This window comes from Herbiconiux sp. (genome assembly GCF_023264895.1).
Lineage (GTDB): Bacteria > Actinomycetota > Actinomycetes > Actinomycetales > Microbacteriaceae > Herbiconiux.
Window position 1 is genome coordinate 1 of sequence record NZ_JAHFUY010000033.1, and the last position, 19,664, is coordinate 19,664.

Here is a 19,664-nt window from a genome sequence, read left to right on the forward strand (position 1 = left end):
GGGTGCTCCCGCACGAGGTAGCCGGAGCCGAGCACTCCCCCGGCCTCCTCGTCGGCGAAGAACGCCACCACGAGGTCGCGCGCCGGCTGACGGCCGCTGCCCAGGATGCGGTCGAGAGCCGAGATGATCATCGCGTCCATGTTCTTCATGTCGACCGCGCCGCGGCCCCAGAGCATGCCGTCCTTCACGACGCCCTCGAACGGATCGACCGACCAGTCGGCCGCGATGGCCGGCACCACGTCGGTGTGGCCGTGCACGACGAGGGCGGGCTTCGACGGATCGCGCCCCGGGATGCGGGTGACGATGCTGGTGCGCCGCGGCTCCGAGTCGAACGACTGCACCGTGAGGCCGAGCCGTTCCAGGTGCGCCGCGAGGTACTCGGCGGCCTCGGTCTCGCCGTTCGACCGGCCCTCGCCGAAGTTCGAGGTGTCGAAGCGGATGAGGTCGCGGGCGATGCGTGCGGTGAGGTCGAGCTCGTCGTTCCCAGGCGTTGGCGTCATGCCGACCACGCTACCCGGCCGCCCGGCGCCGAAGTGGATTTGCGGCCTCCGGATCCGTGCTATCGTCTTCTCTTGGCTGGTCGAGCGATCGAACGGCAAGACACTCGTCCGGGTGGCGGAAATGGCAGACGCGCTAGCTTGAGGTGCTAGTGCCCGTATAGGGCGTGGGGGTTCAAGTCCCCCCTCGGACACACTGGTTGAGACAGTACGAAGGCCCGGTCGGAAGACCGGGTCTTCTGTCGTTAACAGACTTCCCCTACGCTCAAGGAAAACAGCGAAAGGATTCACTCCCATGGCAGATCTCATCGTCATCGCCTTCGACTCCGAGAAGGATGCGGAGGGCGCCTACGAGAAGGTCCAGGAGCTCAACGGCGACCTCATCGTGCAGCTCTCCGGCCTCGCCCTCGTCAAGGTCGACGAAGACGGCAAGACCCACGTCGAGAACCCCGGCGGGGTCGGCAACATCGGTCTGGGAGCGGCGGGTGGAGCCATGTTCGGCACCCTCATCGGCATCCTCTTCTTCGTGCCCTTCGTCGGTCTCGTCTTCGGCGGCCTGATGGGCGCGCTGTTCGCCGGCATCGACAAGACCGGCCTGAACAGCGAGTTCCGGTCGCAGGTCAAGGACCAGGTGAAGGCCGGCAAGTCGGCCGTCGTCATCTACACGACCAAGATCACGGAGGACAAGTTCGCCGCGGCGCTCGCGCCCTTCAACGGCACCGTCATCAAGACCTCGCTCTCGGAAGAGGACGAGAAGGCACTCATCCACGACCTGTCCGACCAGGCCAAGGCCTGACCCGGACCGACCGAGCCACCTGAGGAGAGCACCATGGGAGTCATCACACCGGGATTCTTCGGCCGAGCACGCGAGGCCGACCCGAAGCTGCCGCCGGGGCAGTACGAGACGAAGGACTTCCCGGTGCTCTCCGCCGGGCCCACCCCGAACATCCACCCCGGCGAGTGGTCGTTCTCGATCACGAACGAGTCGGGCGACGTGAAGCGCTGGTCGTGGGCGGAGTTCCGCGCCCTTCCCGTGGAGACCGTCGACACCGACATCCACTGCGTCACCCGCTGGTCGAAGTTCGACACCACCTGGCGCGGCGTCTCGCTCGACACCCTCTTCGAAGACGTCGAGACGGATGCCGGCTACACCATGGCCCACTCCTACGGGGGCTACACCACCAACGTGCCGCTCGAGGACCTCCTCGACGGCAAGGCCTGGGTGGCGTTCGAGTTCGGCGGCGAGCCGCTCGACCCGGAGCACGGCGGCCCGGCACGCCTCCTCGTGCCGCACCTCTACTTCTGGAAGAGCGCGAAGTGGGTCACCGGACTCACCCTGCACGACACCGACGAGCTCGGCTTCTGGGAGGTCAACGGGTACCACGCCTACGGCGACCCGTGGAAAGAGGAGCGCTACTCGTACGATGGGTGAGTGAAGTGGAGCATCGCCGAGGTCGTCGGCATCCGTGAAGAGACCCCGACCGCGCGCACGCTGATGCTCCGCATCCCGGATTGGCCGGGTGCGCTCGCAGGCCAGCACATCGACATCCGCCTCACGGCGCCCGACGGCTACCAGGCCGCGCGCTCCTACTCGCTCTCGTCGGCTGCCGGCGATCCGGTCGTCTCCGTGAGCGTCGAGCTCATGCCCGACGGGGAGGTCTCCCCCTATCTCGTGCGCGGCGTCTCGGTCGGCGATCAGCTCGAGGTGATCGGTCCGCTCGGCGGCTGGTTCGTCTGGCGCCCCACCGCACAGCCCGAGCCGCTTCGCCTGATCGGCGGCGGCTCCGGCATCGCACCGCTCATGTCGATCCTGCGCACCCACGCCGAGGCGGCGAGCACGGCTCCCGTGCACCTGCTCTACTCGGTGCGCTCCCCCGAGTTCGTGTATTACCGCGACGAGCTCGCCGAGCTCGCGGCGGCCACGGCTGCCCGGGTCGACATCCAGTACACCCGTCGAGCTCCGGAGGGCTGGGCGGGCGCCCTCGGCCGGATCGATGCCGCGCGCGTCACGGCGTGGGCAGAGGGCACTGAGGGCTCGGTCGGTGCCTCCAATTACATCTGCGGCCCCACGCCGTTCGTGGAGCTCGCCTCGAACGCGCTCGTGGCGGCGGGCGCCGATCCCACGACGGTCCGCACCGAGCGCTTCGGCGGCTGATCCCCGCTACCGTACGCCGCTCATCATCTTGCGCACCCACGGGGTGAGGGCGATGAGCACGCCGCCCACCGCGATGGCCACGAAGCCCGAGATGCCGAAGTAGGGCGGCTCGTTCTTCTCGTCGTAGAAGCCGGCGAGGATGCCCGAGATGGCCGTTCCGAGCGCGATGGAGAGGAAGAACAGGGCCACTATCTGCGTCTGGAACACGCGCGGCGCGAGCTTGGTCGAGAGCGACAGGCCCACCGGGGAGAGCAGCAGCTCGGCGATCGTGAAGACGAACAGGATGCCCACGAGGGCGATCAGGGGCGTTCCGTGCTCGCCGGTGCCGGAGAACGGGATGAACAGCAGGAATGCGAGCCCCATCACGATCGCCGCGGCGGCGAACTTGTAGGGGGTCGCCGGCTGCTTGGCGCCCCACTTCGTCCAGATCGCGGCGAAGACGCCGGAGAGGATGATGATGAAGATCGGGTTGATCGACTGCACCCACGCCACCGGCATGGTCCAGCCGAACAGGTCGAGGTTCAGCCGGTCGTTGGCGTAGATGGTCACGACCGTGAACTGCTGCTGGTAGAGCGACCAGAACGCCACGCTCGTGATGAACATCGGGATGAACGAGATCACCCGGCGCCGCTCGACCGCGCTCAGCCGCGAGCTCGAGAGGATGACGGCGAAGAGCGCGATCGCCGCGAGCAGGGTCACGATGGCCACCGCGTCGGCCGAGTTGTCGGCGGTGAGGATGCCCGCGAGGATCAGGACGAGCACGACCACGACGCCGGCCACCGCGATGAGCGCCATCTGCAGCCGTCGGCGGCCGGGCAGCGGATTCGGCACCGTCTTCGAGGCGGCGGGCAGCGACCGCCGGCCGAACGAGTACTGCACGAGGCCGATGGCCATGCCGAGGGCCGCGAGGCCGAAGCCCCAGTGGAAGCCCGCCGAGGTCTGCAGCAGCCCGGTCAGGAGCGGTCCGAGGAAAGCGCCGAGGTTGATGCCGAGGTAGAAGAGGGAGAACCCGGCGTCGCGCCGGATGTCCTGCTCGCTGTAGAGGGTGCCGACCACGCTGGTGGCGTTGGCCTTCACTCCCCCGGAGCCGAGGGCGATCAGCACGAGCCCCGCCCCGAGTCCCGCGAAGCCCGGCAGGAGCGACAGCGCGATGTGCCCGGCCATCACGACGATGGCGCTGAAGAACAGGGTGCGCTCGGCGCCGGCGAGGCGGTCGGCGATCCACGCGCCGAGGATGGTCGCGAGGTAGACCGCTCCGCCGTAGGCGCCGATGATGCTCACGGCCGTGGGCTTCGGGATGCCGAGGCCGCCCTCGGTGGTGTTGTAGAACATGTAGAGCAGCAGGATGCCCTGCATGCCGTAGAACGAGAACCGCTCCCACATCTCCACGCCGAACACGTGCACCAGCGAGAAGGGCTGACCGAAGAAGGTGCGTTCCTTCGGGGTCTCAGTCGTCGTCATTCCGACATAGTGACACGTCGCCTTCGTCCTGGCGCGCAGGGCGGCACCCCACCTTCGGGGCTCAGCGCCCGGCGGCGCTCATCCACTTGCGCACCGTGACGATGCGCGACTGCAGCTGCGTGACGCTCGCCTGCGCCACCGCGGGCCCGCCGCAGATGCGCCGGAGCTCGGCGTGGATGAGCCCGTGCGGCTCGTTGGAGGTCTTCGACCAGATGCCCACGAGCGAGTTGAGCAGGCTCCGCTGCTCCTTGAGCGTGCGGTAGAGCGGTGCGGGCACGCCGCCCTCGTCGGGCGTGTCGGGCTTCGGCGCGGTCTTGGCGTGCTTCTGCTGCCTGGCCTGCCGGTGCTGCAGCAGATCCTTGACCTGCTCGGGCTCGAGGAGGCCCGGCAGCCCCAGGAAGTCGAGCTCCTCCTCGCTGCCCACCACGGCCTGGAAGCCGAACTCGCCGCCGTCGTAGACCACGCGGTCGAAGGTGGCCTCGGAGCCGATCGCCTGGAAGCTGAACTCCTCCAGCAGGCTCTCCGACGCCTTCTCCTCGCGGTTGGCGGCGGCCACCATGGCGTCTTCGGGGTTGTAGAAGTCGCCCTCGGGGTTCGAGCCGTCGTCGCGCTTGTCGAGCGCGTGGTCGCGCTCGAGCTCGAGCTTCTCGGCCAATGCCATGAGCGAGGGCACGTTGGGCAGGAAGACCGACGCCGTCTCGCCGCGGCGCCTGGCCCGCACGAAGCGGCCGATCGCCTGGGCGAAGAACAGGGGGGTCGAGGCGCTCGTGGCGTAGACGCCCACGGCGAGCCGAGGCACGTCGACGCCCTCTGACACCATGCGCACCGCCACCATCCAGCGCGTCGTGCCCTTCGAGTACTGCTCGATCCGGTCTGACGCCTCCTTCTCGTCCGAGAGCACCACGGTCACGCTCTCGCCCGTGATCGACTCCAGGATGGCGGCGTACGCGCGCGCGACGGTCTGGTCGGTCGCTATGACGAGGCCGCCCGCATCCGGAATCGCCTGCCGCACCTCGGAGAGCCGCTTGTCGGCGGCGCCGAGCACCTGCGGGATCCAGTCGCCCGCCGGGTCGAGCGCCGTGCGCCAGGCCTGCGACGTGATGTCTTTCGTGTTGCCCTCGCCGAGGCGGGCCTCCATCTCGTCGCCCACCTTGGTGCGCCAGCGCATGTGGCCGGCGTAGACCATGAAGAGCACGGGGCGCACCACGCCGTCCTTGAGCGCCCGCCCGTAGCCGTAGGCGTAGTCGCTGCGGGAGACCCGGATGCCGTGCTCGTCGGGCGCGTACTCCACGAACGGGATGGGCGAGGTGTCGGAGCGGAACGGCGTGCCGGTGAGCGAGAGCCGGCGGGTGGCCGGCTCGAAGGCCTCGCGCACCGCGTCGCCCCAGCTGAGCGCGTCGCCGCCGTGGTGCACCTCGTCGAGGATGACGAGGGTCTGGGCGCCCTCGGTGAGCTCGCGGTGCAGCGAGGGGCGCGCGGCCACCTGGGCGTAGGTGAGGGCCACGCCGTGGAAGTGCCGGCCGAAGCGCGACTCGCTGTTCTTGAAACCGGGGTTCAGGCGCACGCCCGCCCGGTCGGCGGCATCGGCCCACTGCCGCTTGAGGTGCTCGGTGGGCGCCACCACGATCACCCGGTCGACGGTGCGCCGGTGCAGGAGCTCCGAGGCGAGCCGCAGGGCGAAGGTGGTCTTGCCGGCGCCCGGGGTGGCGGCGGCCAGGAAGTCGCGGGGTTCCCGCTCGAAGTAGGCGGTGAGTGCCTCCTCCTGCCACGCCCGCAGCCGGCCCGCGGTGCCCCACGGGGCCCGGGCGGGGAACGACGGTGACAGGTGGCCCGCTGCACTCGTTCCGGGAGCCGGTTCGAAGAGGGGGAGATTGGTCACGATGTTCGAGGATACCCCGCACGGGTGACACGGGCTTACCCTGGAAGGCGTTCGGAAAGGAGCATCCGCTGATGACCCAGCCCCATCCCTGGCGTCGCTACGTCGCCCTCGGAGACTCGTTCACGGAGGGCATCGGAGACCCCGAGCCCGAGAGCCCGGGCGGCTACCGCGGCTGGGCCGACCGCGTGGCCGAGACCCTCGCCGTCACGGCCGACGGCGAGTTCTCGTACGCCAATCTCGCCATCCGAGGGCGTCTGCTGCAGCAGATCCTCGACGAGCAGGTCGAGCCCGCGCTCGAGCTGAAGCCCGACCTGATCACCATCTCGGCCGGCGGCAACGACGTCATCCGCCCCGGCACCGATCCGGATGACATCGCCGCGCGCTTCGAGGTCGGCATCCGTCGCCTGAGGCGGGACGACGCGACCGTCGTGATCTTCACGGGGGTCGACACGAACTTCACGCCGGTGTTCCGGAGCATCCGCGGCAAGGTGGCGATCTTCAACGAGCACCTCCGCGTGATCGCCGACCGCTACGACTGCGTGGTCGCCGATCAGTGGGGGCTCAAGGAGATCCAGGACACCCGGCTGTGGTCGGCCGACCGCCTGCACCTGAACGCGAAGGGGCACCACGAGGTCGCACGCCTCGTGCTGCGCTCGCTCAACGTCGACAACGACCTGCAGCCGGGCGAGCCGGAACCGCTCCCCCGCACGAGCTGGCGTCAGGCGCGGAGCGAAGACCTGATCTGGGCACGGGTGCACTTCGTGCCCTGGGTGCTCCGGCGCATCACGCACCGCTCGAGCGGTGACAACGTGGTCGCCAAGCGGCCGCTGGCCGAGCCGATCTTCGTGCCGAAGGACTGAACGGGCGGCTCGGGCGGCTCGGGCCGCTCGGGCCGGTCAGGCCGCTCGGGCGCGAGACTCTCAGCCGAACAGCCGGCCCGGGTTCGCGAGCCGCCAGCCGAGGTCGGGCCCCTCGAGCGTCTCGGCGAGGGTGAGCGGCACGGTCAGTTCGCCGCTGCCCAGGGTGACGCCCTCCACGGTGTAGCGGGCGGTGCCCACCTCGTCGCCCGCGGCCGCGCCGTCGACGCGTTCGAGCTCGACGTCGCCCGCCACGGTCACGTCCGACCACACTGTGGCCGTCACCCCCTCGGCGGCGACCACGTCCGACGACGAGCCCCACGCCGTGGAGTAGCTGCCGAGCACGTCGCCCGCGGCGACCACCTGCACGGTCTGGAAGCCGCTCTCGGCGCTCTGCAGCAGCGCGAGCACCGACGCCTGCAGCGAGTCCGTGTCGGCGGCACCGAGCACCACGCCCACGAGCTGCAGCGTCTGCCCCTCCACCACGTAGTCGGCCGAGAAGAGCAGACAGAAGCCGGCCTCGTCGGTCGTGCCCGTCTTCACGCCGTCGATGCCCGCGGTGCCGATGAGGGTGTTGGAGTTCTCGACCGCACCGAGCTGGGGAAGCTCGAGGGCCGCGGTGCCGACGATCTCGCTGAGCGCGGGGTCGGCCTGCACGAGCCCGGCGAGCGTCAGCAGGTCGGCGGTGGTGCTCCGCGATCCGGGGTTCAGGCCCGACGGGTCGACGACGGCCGTGCCCGTGAGGCCGTTCTCCGCGAGCCACGCCGTGGCCGCCGCCAGATAGGAGGCGGTGTCGCCGAAGGCCCAGTTGGTGAGCGTGAAGGCGTAGTTGTTGGCCGACTCGAGCATCATGATCTCGATCACCTCGCGCTCGGTGAGCACCTGACCGGGGTACACGGATGCCCAGGAGCCGTTCTCGGCGATCGTCGCCTGCAGAAGGGCCTCGTCGGCCGCCGTCATGGTGAGCTGCGGCCCCTCCTCGCCCTCGCCGAGCGGCATCTCGTCGAGCACCACGAGGGCGGTGATCGACTTCGTGATGCTCGCGATGGGAACCGACTCGGTGCTGCCGCTCTGGCCGAGCATCCGGGCCCGGCCGTCGGTCACGAGACCGATCGCGCTCGAGCCCTGACCGGGCGTGGCGAGGGCGACGGGCGGCGTGACGACCGGCTCCGCGGCGGCCACGGCGGCGGATGCCGCGGGCACGGGAGCGAGGATCGCGACCGGCAGGTAGGTCAGGAGGAGGGCCAGGATGAGCAGGCCCGAGCCCACCACGATCCGCCGGCGCCGATAGACGGCAGGGCTCGCGGGACTCACCCGCCCATCCTAGCCAGCGCTGCTACATGAGGCCGCCGTCGACCGAGCGCGGCACGGGGTGGTCGTCCTCAGGAACGAGCACGGCGGTCTCGCGGTTGAGGCTCTCGCCCCGGAAGAAGGGCTTGGCCCGCGGGAAGAACGACCACACGATCATGAGCACGACGCCGAGGGCGAGCGATCCGACGCCCACCACGAACACGCCGCCGATGCCGAAGATCACGGTGTAGCCGTAGTCGGGGTCGTACATGTCGATGGCCGACTGGATGAAGGCCGCCGTGAGCATGAGCCCGCCGATGAGCGGGAACAGGCCCTTGAACAGGAAGTTGCGGGCGGTCGTGAAGATCTCGCGGCGGAAGAACCAGACGCACGCGAAGCTCGTGAGCGCGTAGTAGAACGCGATCGCGAGACCGATGGAGAGGATCGTGTCGGCCAGGATGTTCTCGCTCACGAGGGTCATGCCCACGTAGAAGGCCACGGCCACCACGCTCATGAAGATCGTGGCGAAGCGCGGGGTGCGGAACTTCGGGTTGATGCGGCCGAACGCCTCGGGCAGCGCGCGGTAGGTCGACATCGCGAGCGTGCCCCGGGCCGTGGGGAGGATGGTCGTCTGCGTCGACGAGATCGCCGAGACGCACACGGCGATCACGAGCAGCCACGCCCACGGGCCGAAGATCGCGTCTTTCAAGGCGAAGAAGACGTCTTCGGCGTTGCCCTCGTTGCCGAGGCCGATGCCGGAGGTGCCGAGACCCGCGAACGACATGGCCGCGACCGTGACCGAGACGTAGGTGACGAGGAGGATGACCGTCGACAGCACGGCGGCACGGCCGGGTGTGCGCTTGGGGTCCTTCGTCTCCTCGTTGAGCGCGAGGCAGGTGTCCCAGCCCCAGTAGATGAAGAGGCAGAGCAGGATCGCCTCGGTGAAGCCCGAGAGCGAGGTGAAGGCGAACGGGTTGAACCAGTCGGCCTGGGGCGCCGTGGAGCCCTCGGGAGCGGTTCCCGTGAAGACGGCCCAGAGGGCGAGCACCACGAACAGGATGAGCGCCACGTACTGCACCGCGAGCAGGATGTTCTGCAGCCGCTCGCCGATCTCGAGGCCGCGCACGCTCACGAAGGTCATGAGGCCGATGAAGACCACGCCCGTGGCGGTCACGAGCGGCACGTTGTCGTAGAGGTCCGGGTTGTTCGTGAGCAGCCAGAGGTACTTGCTGCCGATCTGCGCGAGGTTCGCGAGCACGATGATGCCGGCCACCGCCACGCCCCAGCCCGCGAGCCACCCGGTGTGCGGGCCGAACGCCTTCGTGACCCAGGTGAAGGCCGTGCCGCAGTCGGGCACCGCCCGGTTGAGCTCGCGGTAGGCGTAGGCCGTGAGGAACATCGGGATGAACGCGAGGATCATGGCGATCGGCGCCTGCGCGCCGACCGCGAGCACCACGAAGCCCACGGTGGCCGCGAGCGAGTAGACCGGAGCCGTCGAGGCCAGGCCGATCACGGTCGAGCCGAAGAGGCCCAGCTTGCCGGCCGCGAGCCCCTTGCCCTCGGTGGGCGGGGGGACGACGGCGGGTGCGGCGCTCTTCTCGGTCATGCGGATCTCCCTCGGGTCAGGTAGACGAAGCATATTGTCTGAGCGACCCGACGGGCAGTAGGCAATCGCTACCTGTTCGCGACCCGCAGTGCGTAGAGGGCCACGGCGCTCGCCGCGGCCACGTTGAGCGAGTCGACGCCGTGCAGCATGGGGATCTCGATCCGCACGTCGGCGGCGGCGAGAGCTCGGCGGCTGAGACCGTCGCCCTCGGTGCCGAGCACGATCGCCACGCGCTCGGGGAGGGCGGCCGTGAACTCCGGCAGCGGCACGGAGTCGTCGCCGAGGGCGAGGGCCGCGATGGTGAACCCCGCCTCGTGCAGCAGCGGGCCGGCCTCCGGCCACTCCCCGATGCGGGTCCACGGCACCTGGAGCACGGTGCCCATGCTCACCCGCACGCTCCGGCGGTAGAGCGGATCGGCGCAACGCGGGGTGATGAGCAAAGCATCGGCGCCGAGACCGGCCGCCGAGCGGAAGGCCGCGCCCACGTTGGTGTGGTCGACGATGTCCTCGAGCACCACCACGGTCCTGGCGTCGCGGAGGAGCTCCCGCGGATCGGGCAGCTCCGGCCGATGCATCGAGGCGAGCGCGCCGCGATGCATCGCGAAGCCCGTGAGCTGCTCGAGCAGCGCGTCGTCGGCCACGAAGACGGGCACCTCGGGGAAGCGCTCCACGAGCCACTCGAGGTCGGGCAGCCACTTCTGCTGCAGCAGCACCGAGCGAGGCCGGTGGCCGGCGGCCACGGCGCGCTCGATCACCTTGCTCGACTCCGCGAGGTAGAGGCCGCCCTGCGGCTCGAGCAGGCGGCGGAGCGCGACGTCGGTCAGGTTCGCGTAGTCGGCGAGCTCCGGCCGGTCGAGGGAGTCGAGGGGGACGAGGGGCACGGGAGCCTTACTGGTGGGTGGCCTGACGGTGGATTCACCCCCAACTCTGCCAGCCCGGAAACAATCCGGAAAACTCCGTTGTTTAGACTCGGTGACAGGCCGGTGCGCTGCACCGGCGAGGAGGTTCCATGGTTCCGTCGGTCTCGTCCGTGCCGGAGGCGGCTGCATCCGCCGTTCCCGCTTCCGCGCCGGAGCTCGATCGGGCGGCCGAGGTGCTCGCGGGCAAGCGCGTCGTGGTGCTCACGGGGGCCGGTGTGTCGACCGACTCCGGCATCCCCGACTACCGCGGGGAGGGGGCTCCGACCCGCAATCCGATGACCTTCGACCAGTTCCTCGCGAGCGCCTCGTTCCGCAAGCGCTACTGGGCGGGCAGCCACCTCGGCTGGCGCATGTTCGACGCCGCCGAGCCCAACCGCACCCATCGCATCCTCGCGGAGCTCGAGGACGCCGGAGTCGTCACGGGCGTCGTCACGCAGAACGTCGACGGCCTGCACGCGCGGGCGGGCTCCCGCCACCTCGTCGACCTGCACGGCTCGATGGACCGCGTGAACTGCCTGCAGTGCGGTCAGAGCTTCGCGCGCTCGAGCGTCGCCGAGCGCATCTCGGCCGCCAATCCCGGGCTCACCGAACCGGATCTCGTGCGCATGGCGCCCGACGGCGACGCCGACGTGAGCGAGTGGGAGGCCTTCGAGGTGCCGGCCTGCACCGTCTGCGGCGGAGTGCTGAAGCCCGACGTCGTGTTCTTCGGCGAGTTCATCCCCACCGAGAAGTTCGCCGAGGCCTCGGCGATCGTGGCGGCCTCCGACGCCATGCTCATCGCGGGATCCTCGCTCGTGGTCAACTCCGGCATCCGTCTGCTCGAGCAGGCCAGGCGGCGGAAGCTGCCGATCGTGATCATCAACCGCGGCGTCACCAAGGGAGACGCCAGGGCGACCGTGAAGATCGACGCGGGCACGACCGAGACGCTCACCGAGCTCGCTCTGCGACTGCTGTCCCAGCCCGTCTGAAGCAGGGGGCGATCCGGCCCCTCCGACCTAGACTGGTGGCGATGACTACCTTCACCTTCGTGCGCCACGGCCAGACCGACTGGAACTTCCAGAAGCGCATCCAGGGCACCACCGACGTGCCGCTCAACGAGACCGGCCGCGAGCAGGCCCGCGAGGCGGGCCGCGCGCTCGCCGAACGGGCACAGGCGGGTCAGCAGTGGGACGGCATCGTGGCGAGCCCGCTCAGCCGGGCCCGTGAGACCGCCGAGATCATCGCGGAGATCGTCGGACTCCCGGCGCCCGAGCTCGTTCCCGCCCTCGTGGAGCGCAGCTACGGAGAGGTCGAGGGGCTCGATGCCGCGGGGATCGCCGAGCGGTTCCCCGATCCGCTCGCCGAGGTGCCCGGCCGGGAGCGCCGCTCCGAGGTGGTGCGCCGCGTGCTGCCCGCCCTCGAGCTGCTGGCCGAGGAGCACCCGGGCGAGTCGCTCATCGTGGTCTCGCACGGCGGCGTGATCGCGTCGCTCCTCCGCTACGTCACCGAGAAGAAGCTGCCCGAGCAGGGCCACGCCATCCCGAACGGCTCGGCGCACGACTTCGTGATCGAGGCCGGCGAGGTCTCGATCGCCGAGTTCAACGGCGCCGCGATCGACCCGGCGATCCGGATGCGAGCGCCGCTAGCGCTCGAGCTGACGCTTCCCAGCTGAACGTCTCGGCCTGCGCGCGCGAGGCCCTCGAGCGGCGGGCCCACTCGGCCGGCTCCTCGAGCGAGCGGATGCGTGCGGCGAAGGCCGCGGCGTCGCGGGCGGGCGCGTAGAGCGCCGCCTCTCCCCCGATCTCGTGGAACACGCCGATCTCGCTCACGACCACGGGCGTGCCGTGCCCCATTGACTCCACGAGCGGGATGCCGAAGCCCTCGTCGAGCGACGCGGTCACGAGGGCGGTGGCGTTCTGCAGCAGCTCCGAGTACTCCTCGTCGCTCGCGCCGTCGTGGAAGACGAGCAGCGCGTCGGGGTCGATCGCCCGGAGCCGCCCGCGATCGGCCTCCGACACCCGGCTCACGAGGTGCAGCGTGTAGCCCGGCAGGTCGCCGACGGCCCGCACGAGGGTCTCCACGTTCTTGTAGGGCATGAACGAGCCCATGTAGACCAGGGCCTTCGAGGCCGCCCGCTCGCCGGAGGCTTCGGCCGCCGCCTCCGCCACGGATGAGGGCGGGAGGTCGGCCGCGTTCCTCGCCACGAGCACGGGCTTCGTGGTGAGCCGGTGCCGGGCGATGAGGGCGCGGGTGGTCTCGGAGACCGTGACGATCGCATCCGCCCGGTTCAGCAGCATCCGCTGCGGCCACCAGGCCTTGTGGTAGAGCCGCCAGAGCACGCGCACGAAGCCCGGCAGGTCGCGCGGTGGCGTGGGGTTGGAGTAGTAGATGAGGTCGTGCACCGTGAGCGCGAGGCGGTAGCGGCGGCGGAAGGTGCCCATCGTCTGCATCGGGCTGATCACGAGATCCGGCGCCAGCCTGTTGACCTGGAGCGACACCACGGGCTCGAGCACGCTCGTGGGGCCCGACGCCTTCGACCACGGCAGGTCGGGCAGCATGGCCAGCTGGCGCTCGTCGCTGATGAGCATCGTGAGCTCGACGCCTGCGACGGCGGGGTCGCCCGCGTCGATCAGGGCCTTGAGGGCGCCGACCACTCCTGCGGTGTACCGGCTGATGCCGTCGTGGCGGCCGATCCGGGTGTAGCGGCAGTCGAAGACGAGCTTCACGAGCGGGCCAGGAACGAGCGGATGGCGTCGGCCGCCTCGACCGGGCGCTCGTAGTGGATGAGGTGGCCGACGCCCTCGATGACCACGAGCTCGGCCCCGGGGATCATCTTCTGCACCGAGTACTGGGCCGCGACGGGCGTGATGTCGTCGCGGTCGGCGGCGATCATGAGCACGGGGGCGTGGATGCGCTCGGCGTACTCGCTCACGTCGTGGCTCACCGAGGCCCGGAACGCGTCGAGCACGACGCTGCGGTTGGCGAAGGCCGAGAAGTAGCGGTGGTGCTGGTCGTGGATCCAGCGGCGGAGGCCCTTGTCCTTCGTCTTGGCCATGGTCGAGCTCATGATCTGCACCACGAGGCCGCTCCGCAGGATGGCGAAGCCGAGCTTCTCCGGCACGGCGGCCGAGAACCGGTAGTGGCCGATCGCCAGACGCGTCATGAAGCCGCGCGGGCCCGCGAGGGCAGGGGCGGCGATGGGGTTGATGAGCACGATGTCGTCGGCCTCGAGCGCGCCGCCGTCGCCCTCGCCGGCCAGAGCCGCCGAGACCACGATGGAGCCGAAGGAGTGGCCGATCACCACGATGCGGGCGGCGGGCGACTGCGCGCGCACGGAGGCCACGAGGGCCTTCGCCCAGGTGGCGTAGCCGTCGATGTCGTGCGTCACGGCGAGCGGCGTCGACTCGCCGAAGCCCGGGAGGTCGGGGGCCACGATGCGCATGCCCGGCTCGTCGAGCTGGGCGATGACGGGCTCGAGGCCGTGGTGGTCGCCGCGGAAGCCGTGCACCACGACGACGGCCGTGGTGGCGGCCGCCCTGGCCGCCTCGTCGAGCCCGGATGCGCCGTACTCCCACAGCTGGGTGCGGCTCCCGGTGAGCGTCTCGACCCTGGTCGTGACGGGCATCCGGGCGAGTTCACGGGCGTAGGGCGAGGCGACGGTCATCCCGACCAGCATAGGCGGCGCTGGCACTGTCGGAGGTTTGGACTAGCGTGGGGCGTGGAATGCACTGGCCGGTCTTCCGCACTCCGAAAGGACACCTGTGAGCTTCACCGCACCCATCCAGTCTCCCGGTCTCTCCCTCGATCCCGAGTGGTATCGACGATCGGTCTTCTACGAGGTGATGATCCGCTCGTTCGTCGACTCCAACGGAGACGGCTTCGGCGACATCGCGGGGCTGATCTCGAAGCTCGACTACCTGCAGTGGCTCGGCATCGACGCCCTCTGGCTGCCGCCGTTCTTCCAGTCGCCGCTGCGCGACGGAGGCTACGACGTCTCCGACTTCAAGGCCGTGCTGCCCGACTACGGCACCGTCGAGGAGTTCCGCGAGCTCGTCACGAAGGCCCATGAGCGCAACATGCGCATCATCATGGACTTCCCGCTCAACCACACGTCAGACCAGCACGAGTGGTTCCAGCAGTCGCGCGCCGACCCCGAGGGTCCCTACGGCGACTACTACGTCTGGGCCGACGACGACGAGAAGTACGAGAACATCCGCATCATCTTCGTCGACACGGAGGAGTCGAACTGGACGTTCGACCCCGTGCGCCGGCAGTTCTTCTGGCACCGCTTCTTCTCCCACCAGCCCGACCTCAACTTCGAGAACCCGGCCGTGCAGGAGGCCGTCTTCGACGTCTGCCGGTTCTGGCTCGACATGGGGGTCGACGGCCTGCGGCTCGACGCCATCCCCTACCTCTTCGAGTCGGAGGAGGGCAACGGCGAGGGCGAGCCCAAGACGCACGAGTACATCGTGCGGCTCCGCGCCATGATCGACAACGAGTACCCGGGCCGCATGCTCGTGGCCGAGGCCAACCAGTGGCCCCGCGAGGTCGCGGCGTTCTTCGGCACCGAGGAGGAGCCGGAGTGCCACATGGCCTTCGACTTCCCGGTCATGCCGCGCATCTTCTACTCGCTCCGCTCGCAGCGGGCCGACGAGCTCATCCGCGTGCTCTCCGAGACCACCGACATCCCGCCGGGAGCCGCCTGGGGCGTGTTCCTCCGCAACCACGACGAGCTGACGCTCGAGATGGTGTCGGAGGAGTACCGGCAGGCCATGTACGGCTGGTACGCCTACGATCCGCGCATGCGCTCGAACATCGGCATCCGGCGCCGGCTCGCGCCGCTGCTCGACAACTCGCGCGCCGAGCTCGAGCTCGCCCACGCGCTGCTGTTCTCGCTCCCCGGCTCGCCGTTCCTCTACTACGGCGACGAGATCGGCATGGGCGACAACATCTGGCTGCCGGACCGCGACTCCTCCCGCACGCCGATGCAGTGGACCCCGGACCGGAACGCGGGCTTCTCCACCGCCGACCCCGGCAAGCTCTACCTGCCGGTCGTGCAGTCGCTCGTCTACAACTACAACCTCGTCAACGTGGAGTCGCAGCTCGCGCAGTCGCGCTCGCTCCTGCACTGGGTGCGCAACGTCATCCACGTGCGGAAGGCCCACCCCACGTTCGGTCTCGGCACCATGAAGGTGCTCTCGAGCGACCACGACTCCGTGCTGTCGTTCGTGCGCTCCTACGAGGGCTCGGGCGACTACCTCGGAGATGCGCCGGAAGACGTGCTGTGCGTGTTCTCGTTCTCGCACAACCCCGTCACGGCCACCATCGAGGCGCCCGAGTTCGCGGGCCGCCGCCTGTTCGATCTGTTCGGTCACGGCGAGTTCCCGTCGTTCGACGAGGAGGGCCGGGTTACGCTCACCTTCGGAACCCAAGCCTTCTACTGGCTGCACGTCGGCCAGAGAACCGAGCAAGAACAGGGGCGGTAGCCCGTGCCGATGACCGAATCCTCCCGCACCGACGTCGTCTTCGTCGAGGTGCCCCTCTTCGACCTGGCCGACGCGGAGCTCGTGGTGGAGGAGGCGGCGGCGGCCCCGGTCGTGGCGGCGGCTCCGGCTGCTGCTGCTCCCGCCGCGCCGACGTTGGTGGCTCCGCCTGTGGTGGCGGCTCCGCCTGCGCGTGTCGCTCAGCCGTCGGTGGTCGAAGCGGATGCGGTGCCGATGGCTTTCGAGGGCGCCCCGGTGGCCGTCGAGACCCGTCCTCGCCCCGCGTGGGCCGACCGGCTGGCGGTGTTCGACCTCGAGACCACCGGGATCGACGTCGAGACGAGCCGGGTGGTCACCGCCAACATCTCGCTGCTCGACGCGGCGGGCGAGCCCGTGCGGCGCCGCGACTGGCTCGCTGATCCGGGAGTCGCCATCCCCGAGCAGGCCACCGCCGTGCACGGCATCACCACGGCGCACGCCCAGGCCGAGGGCCGTCCGGCCGCCGAGGTCGTCGCCGAGATCGTGGCCGAGCTCCGTCGTGCGCTCGACGACGGCTACGCCCTCGTCGTCTACAACGCGCCCTACGACCTCAGCCTGCTGCACCACGAGTCGCTTCGGCACGGGGTGCTCCCACTCGTGGCCCCCTCCCCCGTGATCGATCCGCTCGTCATCGACAAGCAGCTCGACCGCTACCGCAAGGGCAAGCGCACGCTCGAGGCCTCCTCGGCCCACTACGGCGTATCGCTCACCGACGCGCACGACGCGGGAGCCGACGCCATCGCGGCCGGCCGCGTGGCCCAGGCCATCGCCTCGGCGTTCCCGGCCGAGCTCGACCTCGATCCCGTGCAGCTGCACGCCGCTCAGCACGCCTGGCACGACGCCCAGTGCGACTCGTTCGAGGACTACATGCGCCGCGTCCGCGACCCGCAGTTCACCGCGCGCCGCGGCTGGCCCGAGGTCCCGCCCCGCCCCTGAGCCGCCTCTGAACCACTTTCGCGCGGACATCGCCAAGCGTCGCGACAACCTCCCCGATATGGGGCCCGGTTGCCGCGACGTTTGTCGTTCTCCGCAGAAACATCAGCACGAACGACGAAGAACCCCGCCGACCGGAGTCGACGGGGTTCTCGTGCGTGTGATTGCGGGGCGGTGCAGGTGCGCCGTCAGCCGGTGAGGGCTACTTGGCGCCGCCGAAGCCCTTGTAACGGGTGTTGAACTTCTCGACGCGGCCGGCCGAGTCGAGGATGCGCTGCTTGCCCGTGTAGAAGGGGTGCGACTCCGACGAGATCTCGACGTCGATGACGGGGTAGGTGTTGCCGTCCTCCCACTCGATCGTCTTGGCGGAGCCGACGGTCGAACGGGTGAGGAAAGTGGCGCCCGATGCGAGGTCGCGGAAGACAACAGCTTCGTACTTGGGGTGGGTGTCAGTCTTCATAGTGGTGTCCTTGTGTCACAGCGAGGGATGAAATCTAGGGCCAGACGGGCCAGCTAGACAGTTTAGCAGATAGATGTCAGGCGGCGCGAGCGCTGTAGCGCCCGTCGTCTTCGGAGACGGCGATCGGCAGGCCGAACGTGGCCTCGAGGTTCTGGGCGGTGAGCACGTCTCCGAGCTCGCCGGCCGCCACGATGCCGTCGGGGCCGAGCAGCAGGGCGTGGGTGAAGCCCTTCGGGATCTCCTCGACGTGGTGGGTCACCATCACGATCGCGGGAGCCTCGGGGGCCGAGGCGTAGCCGCCGAGCAGCTGCAGCAGCTCCTCGCGGGCGCCGAGGTCGAGGCTCGCGGCGGGCTCGTCGAGCAGCAGCAGCTCGGGGTCGGTCATCACCGATCGGGCGATCTGCACGCGCTTCTGCTCGCCGTCGCTCAGGGAGCCGAAGAGGCGCTCCGCGAGGTGGTCGAGCTTCCACTCCACGAGCACGCGCTGCGCCCGGCGGAGGTCGATGTCCTCGTAGGCCTCGTTCCAGCGGCCGGTGACCGAGTAGGCCGCCGTGAGCACGACGTTCAGCACGGTCTCGTTGGCGGGGAACCGACGGGCCATCGCGCTCGAGGCGAAGCCCACGCGGGGCCGCAGCTCGAACAGGTCGACCTGGCCGAGCTGCCCCTCGAGCACGTGCACGACGCCGCCGGAGGGGTGGCTCATCGCGGCCGCGATCTGCAGCAGGGTGGTCTTGCCCGCGCCGTTCGGGCCGAGCACGACCCAGCGCTGATCGCCGTCCACCTTCCAGTTCACGCCGCTGAGGATGGTGTTCCCATCGCGGACAACCGAAACGTCTTCGAGATCGAGCACAGTGGGCATGGATGAGAGTTTAGTCGCGCAGAAACCTCTGCTCAGATCAACGCGCGGTAGATGTCGGCGGTTTGGGAGGCGATCGCGCCCCAGGAGAACTCGGCCTCCGCACGGGCCCGCCCGGCGGCGCCCATCCGGGCCGCGCGCTCGGGGTCCGAGACGACCTCCGTGAGGGTTCGGGCGAGGTCGGCCACGAAGCGATCCGGGTCGGTGGGGGTGCCCGTGCCGTCCTGCAGCTGGTCGATGGGCACGAGGAGGCCCGTCACGCCGTCGTCGACGACCTCGGGGATGCCGCCGGTGGCGGTCCCGACCACGGGAAGGCCGCACGCCATGGCCTCGAGGTTCACGATGCCGAGGGGCTCGTACACCGAGGGGCAGACGAACACGGTCGCGGCGGTGAGCACGGCCGTGAGGTCGCTCTGCGGCAGGATCTCCTCGATCCAGATGATGCCGCCGCGCGTCTCCTGCAGCGTGCGCACGGCGCTCGACACCTCCTCGAGGATGGCGGGCGTGTCGGGGGCCCCGGCACAGAGCACCACCTGCACGTCCTCCGGCAGCAGCGCGAGGGCGCGGAGGAGGTACGGCAGCCCCTTCTGGCGCGTGATCCGCCCCACGAACACCACGGTCGGCCGGTCGCCGTCGATGCCGAGCCGCGCGAGCACGTCGGCGTCGTGGTTCGGCTTCCAGCGCTCGAGGTCGATGCCGTTGTAGACGGTCACGACCTTCGACTCGTCGAGGGCGGGGTAGGAGCGCAGGATGTCACGGGCCATGCCGTCGCTCACCGCGATGACCTTGTCGGCCGACTCGAACGCGGTCTTCTCGATGAGCGACGAGATCCGGTAGCCGCCCCCCAGCTGCTCGGCCTTCCAGGGCCGGAGAGGCTCGAGCGAGTGGGCGGTGACGACGTGCGGCACGTCGTGCAGCAGAGCGGCCAGCCGCCCGGCGGCGTTGGCGTACCAGGTGTGCGAGTGCACGAGCGAGGTGCCGGCCACGGCCTCGGCGATCTGCAGGTCGACGCCCAGGGTGGTGAGGCTCGGATTCGCGCCCGCGAGCTCGGCGGGCACACCGTAGGCGAACACGCCCTCCTCGTCGCGCGGCGCCCCGAAGCAGCGCACGGCCACGTCGAGGTGCGACCTCAGCTCCTTCACCAGCTCGGCGACGTGCACGCCGGCGCCTCCATAGACCTCGGGCGGATACTCTCGGGTGATCACGTCGACTCGCATAATCGAACCGTAGTACGAGCCGGCGGAAACCT

19 protein-coding genes and 1 tRNA gene are annotated in these 19,664 nt (G+C 69.9%); 9 read left to right on the forward strand and 11 right to left on the reverse strand.

What is annotated here, in order from left to right; all coding sequences use genetic code 11:
* On the reverse strand, window positions 1-500 hold a 500-nt coding region (locus Q0D57_RS07505; protein ID WP_291040628.1), incomplete at its 3' end, for a M20/M25/M40 family metallo-hydrolase.
* Window positions 501-606: 106 nt separating this feature from the next.
* Between Q0D57_RS07505 and Q0D57_RS07510 the strand changes: the two genes are divergently transcribed.
* From Q0D57_RS07510 to Q0D57_RS07525, 4 genes are all read left to right on the forward strand, one after another.
* Window positions 607-691, forward strand: a tRNA-Leu gene (locus Q0D57_RS07510).
* A 101-nt stretch (window positions 692-792) separates the two neighbouring features.
* Window positions 793-1,293 carry a DUF1269 domain-containing protein gene (locus Q0D57_RS07515; protein ID WP_291040638.1) on the forward strand — a complete coding sequence of 167 codons (501 nt, stop codon included), beginning with the start codon at window positions 793-795 and terminating at the stop codon, window positions 1,291-1,293.
* 33 nt (window positions 1,294-1,326) lie between these two features.
* Window positions 1,327-1,929 carry a sulfite oxidase-like oxidoreductase gene (locus tag Q0D57_RS07520; RefSeq protein WP_291040640.1) on the forward strand — a complete coding sequence of 201 codons (603 nt, stop codon included), beginning with the start codon at window positions 1,327-1,329 and terminating at the stop codon, window positions 1,927-1,929.
* Entirely contained in the window at window positions 1,930-2,652 is a 723-nt protein-coding gene (locus tag Q0D57_RS07525; protein ID WP_291040642.1) for an FAD-binding oxidoreductase, read from the forward strand.
* Between the two features lie 6 nt (window positions 2,653-2,658).
* Here Q0D57_RS07525 and Q0D57_RS07530 read toward each other — a convergent pair whose 3' ends face one another.
* Together Q0D57_RS07530 and Q0D57_RS07535 are read right to left on the reverse strand one after the other, a co-directional pair.
* Window positions 2,659-4,113 (reverse strand): oligopeptide:H+ symporter, encoded by a 1,455-nt coding sequence (locus tag Q0D57_RS07530; RefSeq protein WP_291040644.1) that lies wholly within the window; start codon window positions 4,111-4,113, stop codon window positions 2,659-2,661.
* 61 nt (window positions 4,114-4,174) lie between these two features.
* Entirely contained in the window at window positions 4,175-5,992 is a 1,818-nt protein-coding gene (locus tag Q0D57_RS07535; protein ID WP_291040648.1) for a DEAD/DEAH box helicase, read from the reverse strand.
* A 71-nt stretch (window positions 5,993-6,063) separates the two neighbouring features.
* Between Q0D57_RS07535 and Q0D57_RS07540 the strand changes: the two genes are divergently transcribed.
* Complete coding sequence (locus tag Q0D57_RS07540; RefSeq protein WP_291040651.1) at window positions 6,064-6,852, forward strand: SGNH/GDSL hydrolase family protein; 789 nt, start codon at window positions 6,064-6,066, stop codon at window positions 6,850-6,852.
* 60 nt (window positions 6,853-6,912) lie between these two features.
* On the opposite strand, the gene Q0D57_RS07545 is transcribed toward Q0D57_RS07540, so the two are convergent.
* The 3 genes from Q0D57_RS07545 to Q0D57_RS07555 form a co-directional block, all read right to left on the reverse strand.
* Window positions 6,913-8,163 (reverse strand): D-alanyl-D-alanine carboxypeptidase, encoded by a 1,251-nt coding sequence (locus Q0D57_RS07545; RefSeq protein ID WP_291040655.1) that lies wholly within the window; start codon window positions 8,161-8,163, stop codon window positions 6,913-6,915.
* A gap of 22 nt (window positions 8,164-8,185) precedes the next feature.
* Entirely contained in the window at window positions 8,186-9,745 is a 1,560-nt protein-coding gene (locus tag Q0D57_RS07550; RefSeq protein ID WP_291040663.1) for an APC family permease, read from the reverse strand.
* A gap of 68 nt (window positions 9,746-9,813) precedes the next feature.
* Window positions 9,814-10,626 carry an RNA methyltransferase gene (locus Q0D57_RS07555; protein WP_291040666.1) on the reverse strand — a complete coding sequence of 271 codons (813 nt, stop codon included), beginning with the start codon at window positions 10,624-10,626 and terminating at the stop codon, window positions 9,814-9,816.
* A 128-nt stretch (window positions 10,627-10,754) separates the two neighbouring features.
* Between Q0D57_RS07555 and Q0D57_RS07560 the strand changes: the two genes are divergently transcribed.
* Entirely contained in the window at window positions 10,755-11,633 is an 879-nt protein-coding gene (locus Q0D57_RS07560; protein WP_291040669.1) for an NAD-dependent protein deacetylase, read from the forward strand.
* Between the two features lie 41 nt (window positions 11,634-11,674).
* Complete coding sequence (locus Q0D57_RS07565) at window positions 11,675-12,316, forward strand: histidine phosphatase family protein (RefSeq protein ID WP_291040672.1); 642 nt, start codon at window positions 11,675-11,677, stop codon at window positions 12,314-12,316.
* Here Q0D57_RS07565 and Q0D57_RS07570 read toward each other — a convergent pair.
* Together Q0D57_RS07570 and Q0D57_RS07575 are read right to left on the reverse strand one after the other, a co-directional pair.
* Window positions 12,243-13,370: a glycosyltransferase family 1 protein gene (locus tag Q0D57_RS07570; protein WP_291040675.1), complete on the reverse strand. Its 1,128-nt coding sequence runs from the start codon at window positions 13,368-13,370 to the stop codon at window positions 12,243-12,245. The genes Q0D57_RS07565 and Q0D57_RS07570 overlap by 74 nt on opposite strands.
* Window positions 13,367-14,308, reverse strand: coding sequence for an alpha/beta hydrolase (locus Q0D57_RS07575; RefSeq protein WP_291040678.1), 942 nt, complete (start codon window positions 14,306-14,308; stop codon window positions 13,367-13,369). Before Q0D57_RS07575 ends, Q0D57_RS07570 begins: the two co-directional genes overlap by 4 nt.
* A 97-nt stretch (window positions 14,309-14,405) precedes the next feature.
* On the opposite strand from Q0D57_RS07575, the gene treS reads away from it, so the two are divergent.
* On the forward strand, window positions 14,406-16,130 hold the full coding sequence (gene treS / locus Q0D57_RS07580; protein ID WP_291040681.1) for a maltose alpha-D-glucosyltransferase: 1,725 nt from the start codon (window positions 14,406-14,408) through the stop codon (window positions 16,128-16,130).
* 231 nt (window positions 16,131-16,361) lie between these two features.
* Entirely contained in the window at window positions 16,362-17,102 is a 741-nt protein-coding gene (locus tag Q0D57_RS07585; RefSeq protein ID WP_291040811.1) for an exonuclease domain-containing protein, read from the forward strand.
* A 199-nt stretch (window positions 17,103-17,301) separates the two neighbouring features.
* On the opposite strand, the gene Q0D57_RS07590 is transcribed toward Q0D57_RS07585, so the two are convergent.
* The 3 genes from Q0D57_RS07590 to glgA form a co-directional block, all read right to left on the reverse strand.
* Window positions 17,302-17,559, reverse strand: coding sequence for a type B 50S ribosomal protein L31 (locus Q0D57_RS07590; RefSeq protein ID WP_259530409.1), 258 nt, complete (start codon window positions 17,557-17,559; stop codon window positions 17,302-17,304).
* Between the two features lie 76 nt (window positions 17,560-17,635).
* Window positions 17,636-18,418 (reverse strand): ABC transporter ATP-binding protein, encoded by a 783-nt coding sequence (locus Q0D57_RS07595; RefSeq protein WP_291040716.1) that lies wholly within the window; start codon window positions 18,416-18,418, stop codon window positions 17,636-17,638.
* Window positions 18,419-18,450: 32 nt separating this feature from the next.
* On the reverse strand, window positions 18,451-19,632 hold the full coding sequence (gene glgA, locus Q0D57_RS07600) for a glycogen synthase (RefSeq protein ID WP_291040719.1): 1,182 nt from the start codon (window positions 19,630-19,632) through the stop codon (window positions 18,451-18,453).
* Between the last annotated feature and the right edge of the window lie 32 nt (window positions 19,633-19,664).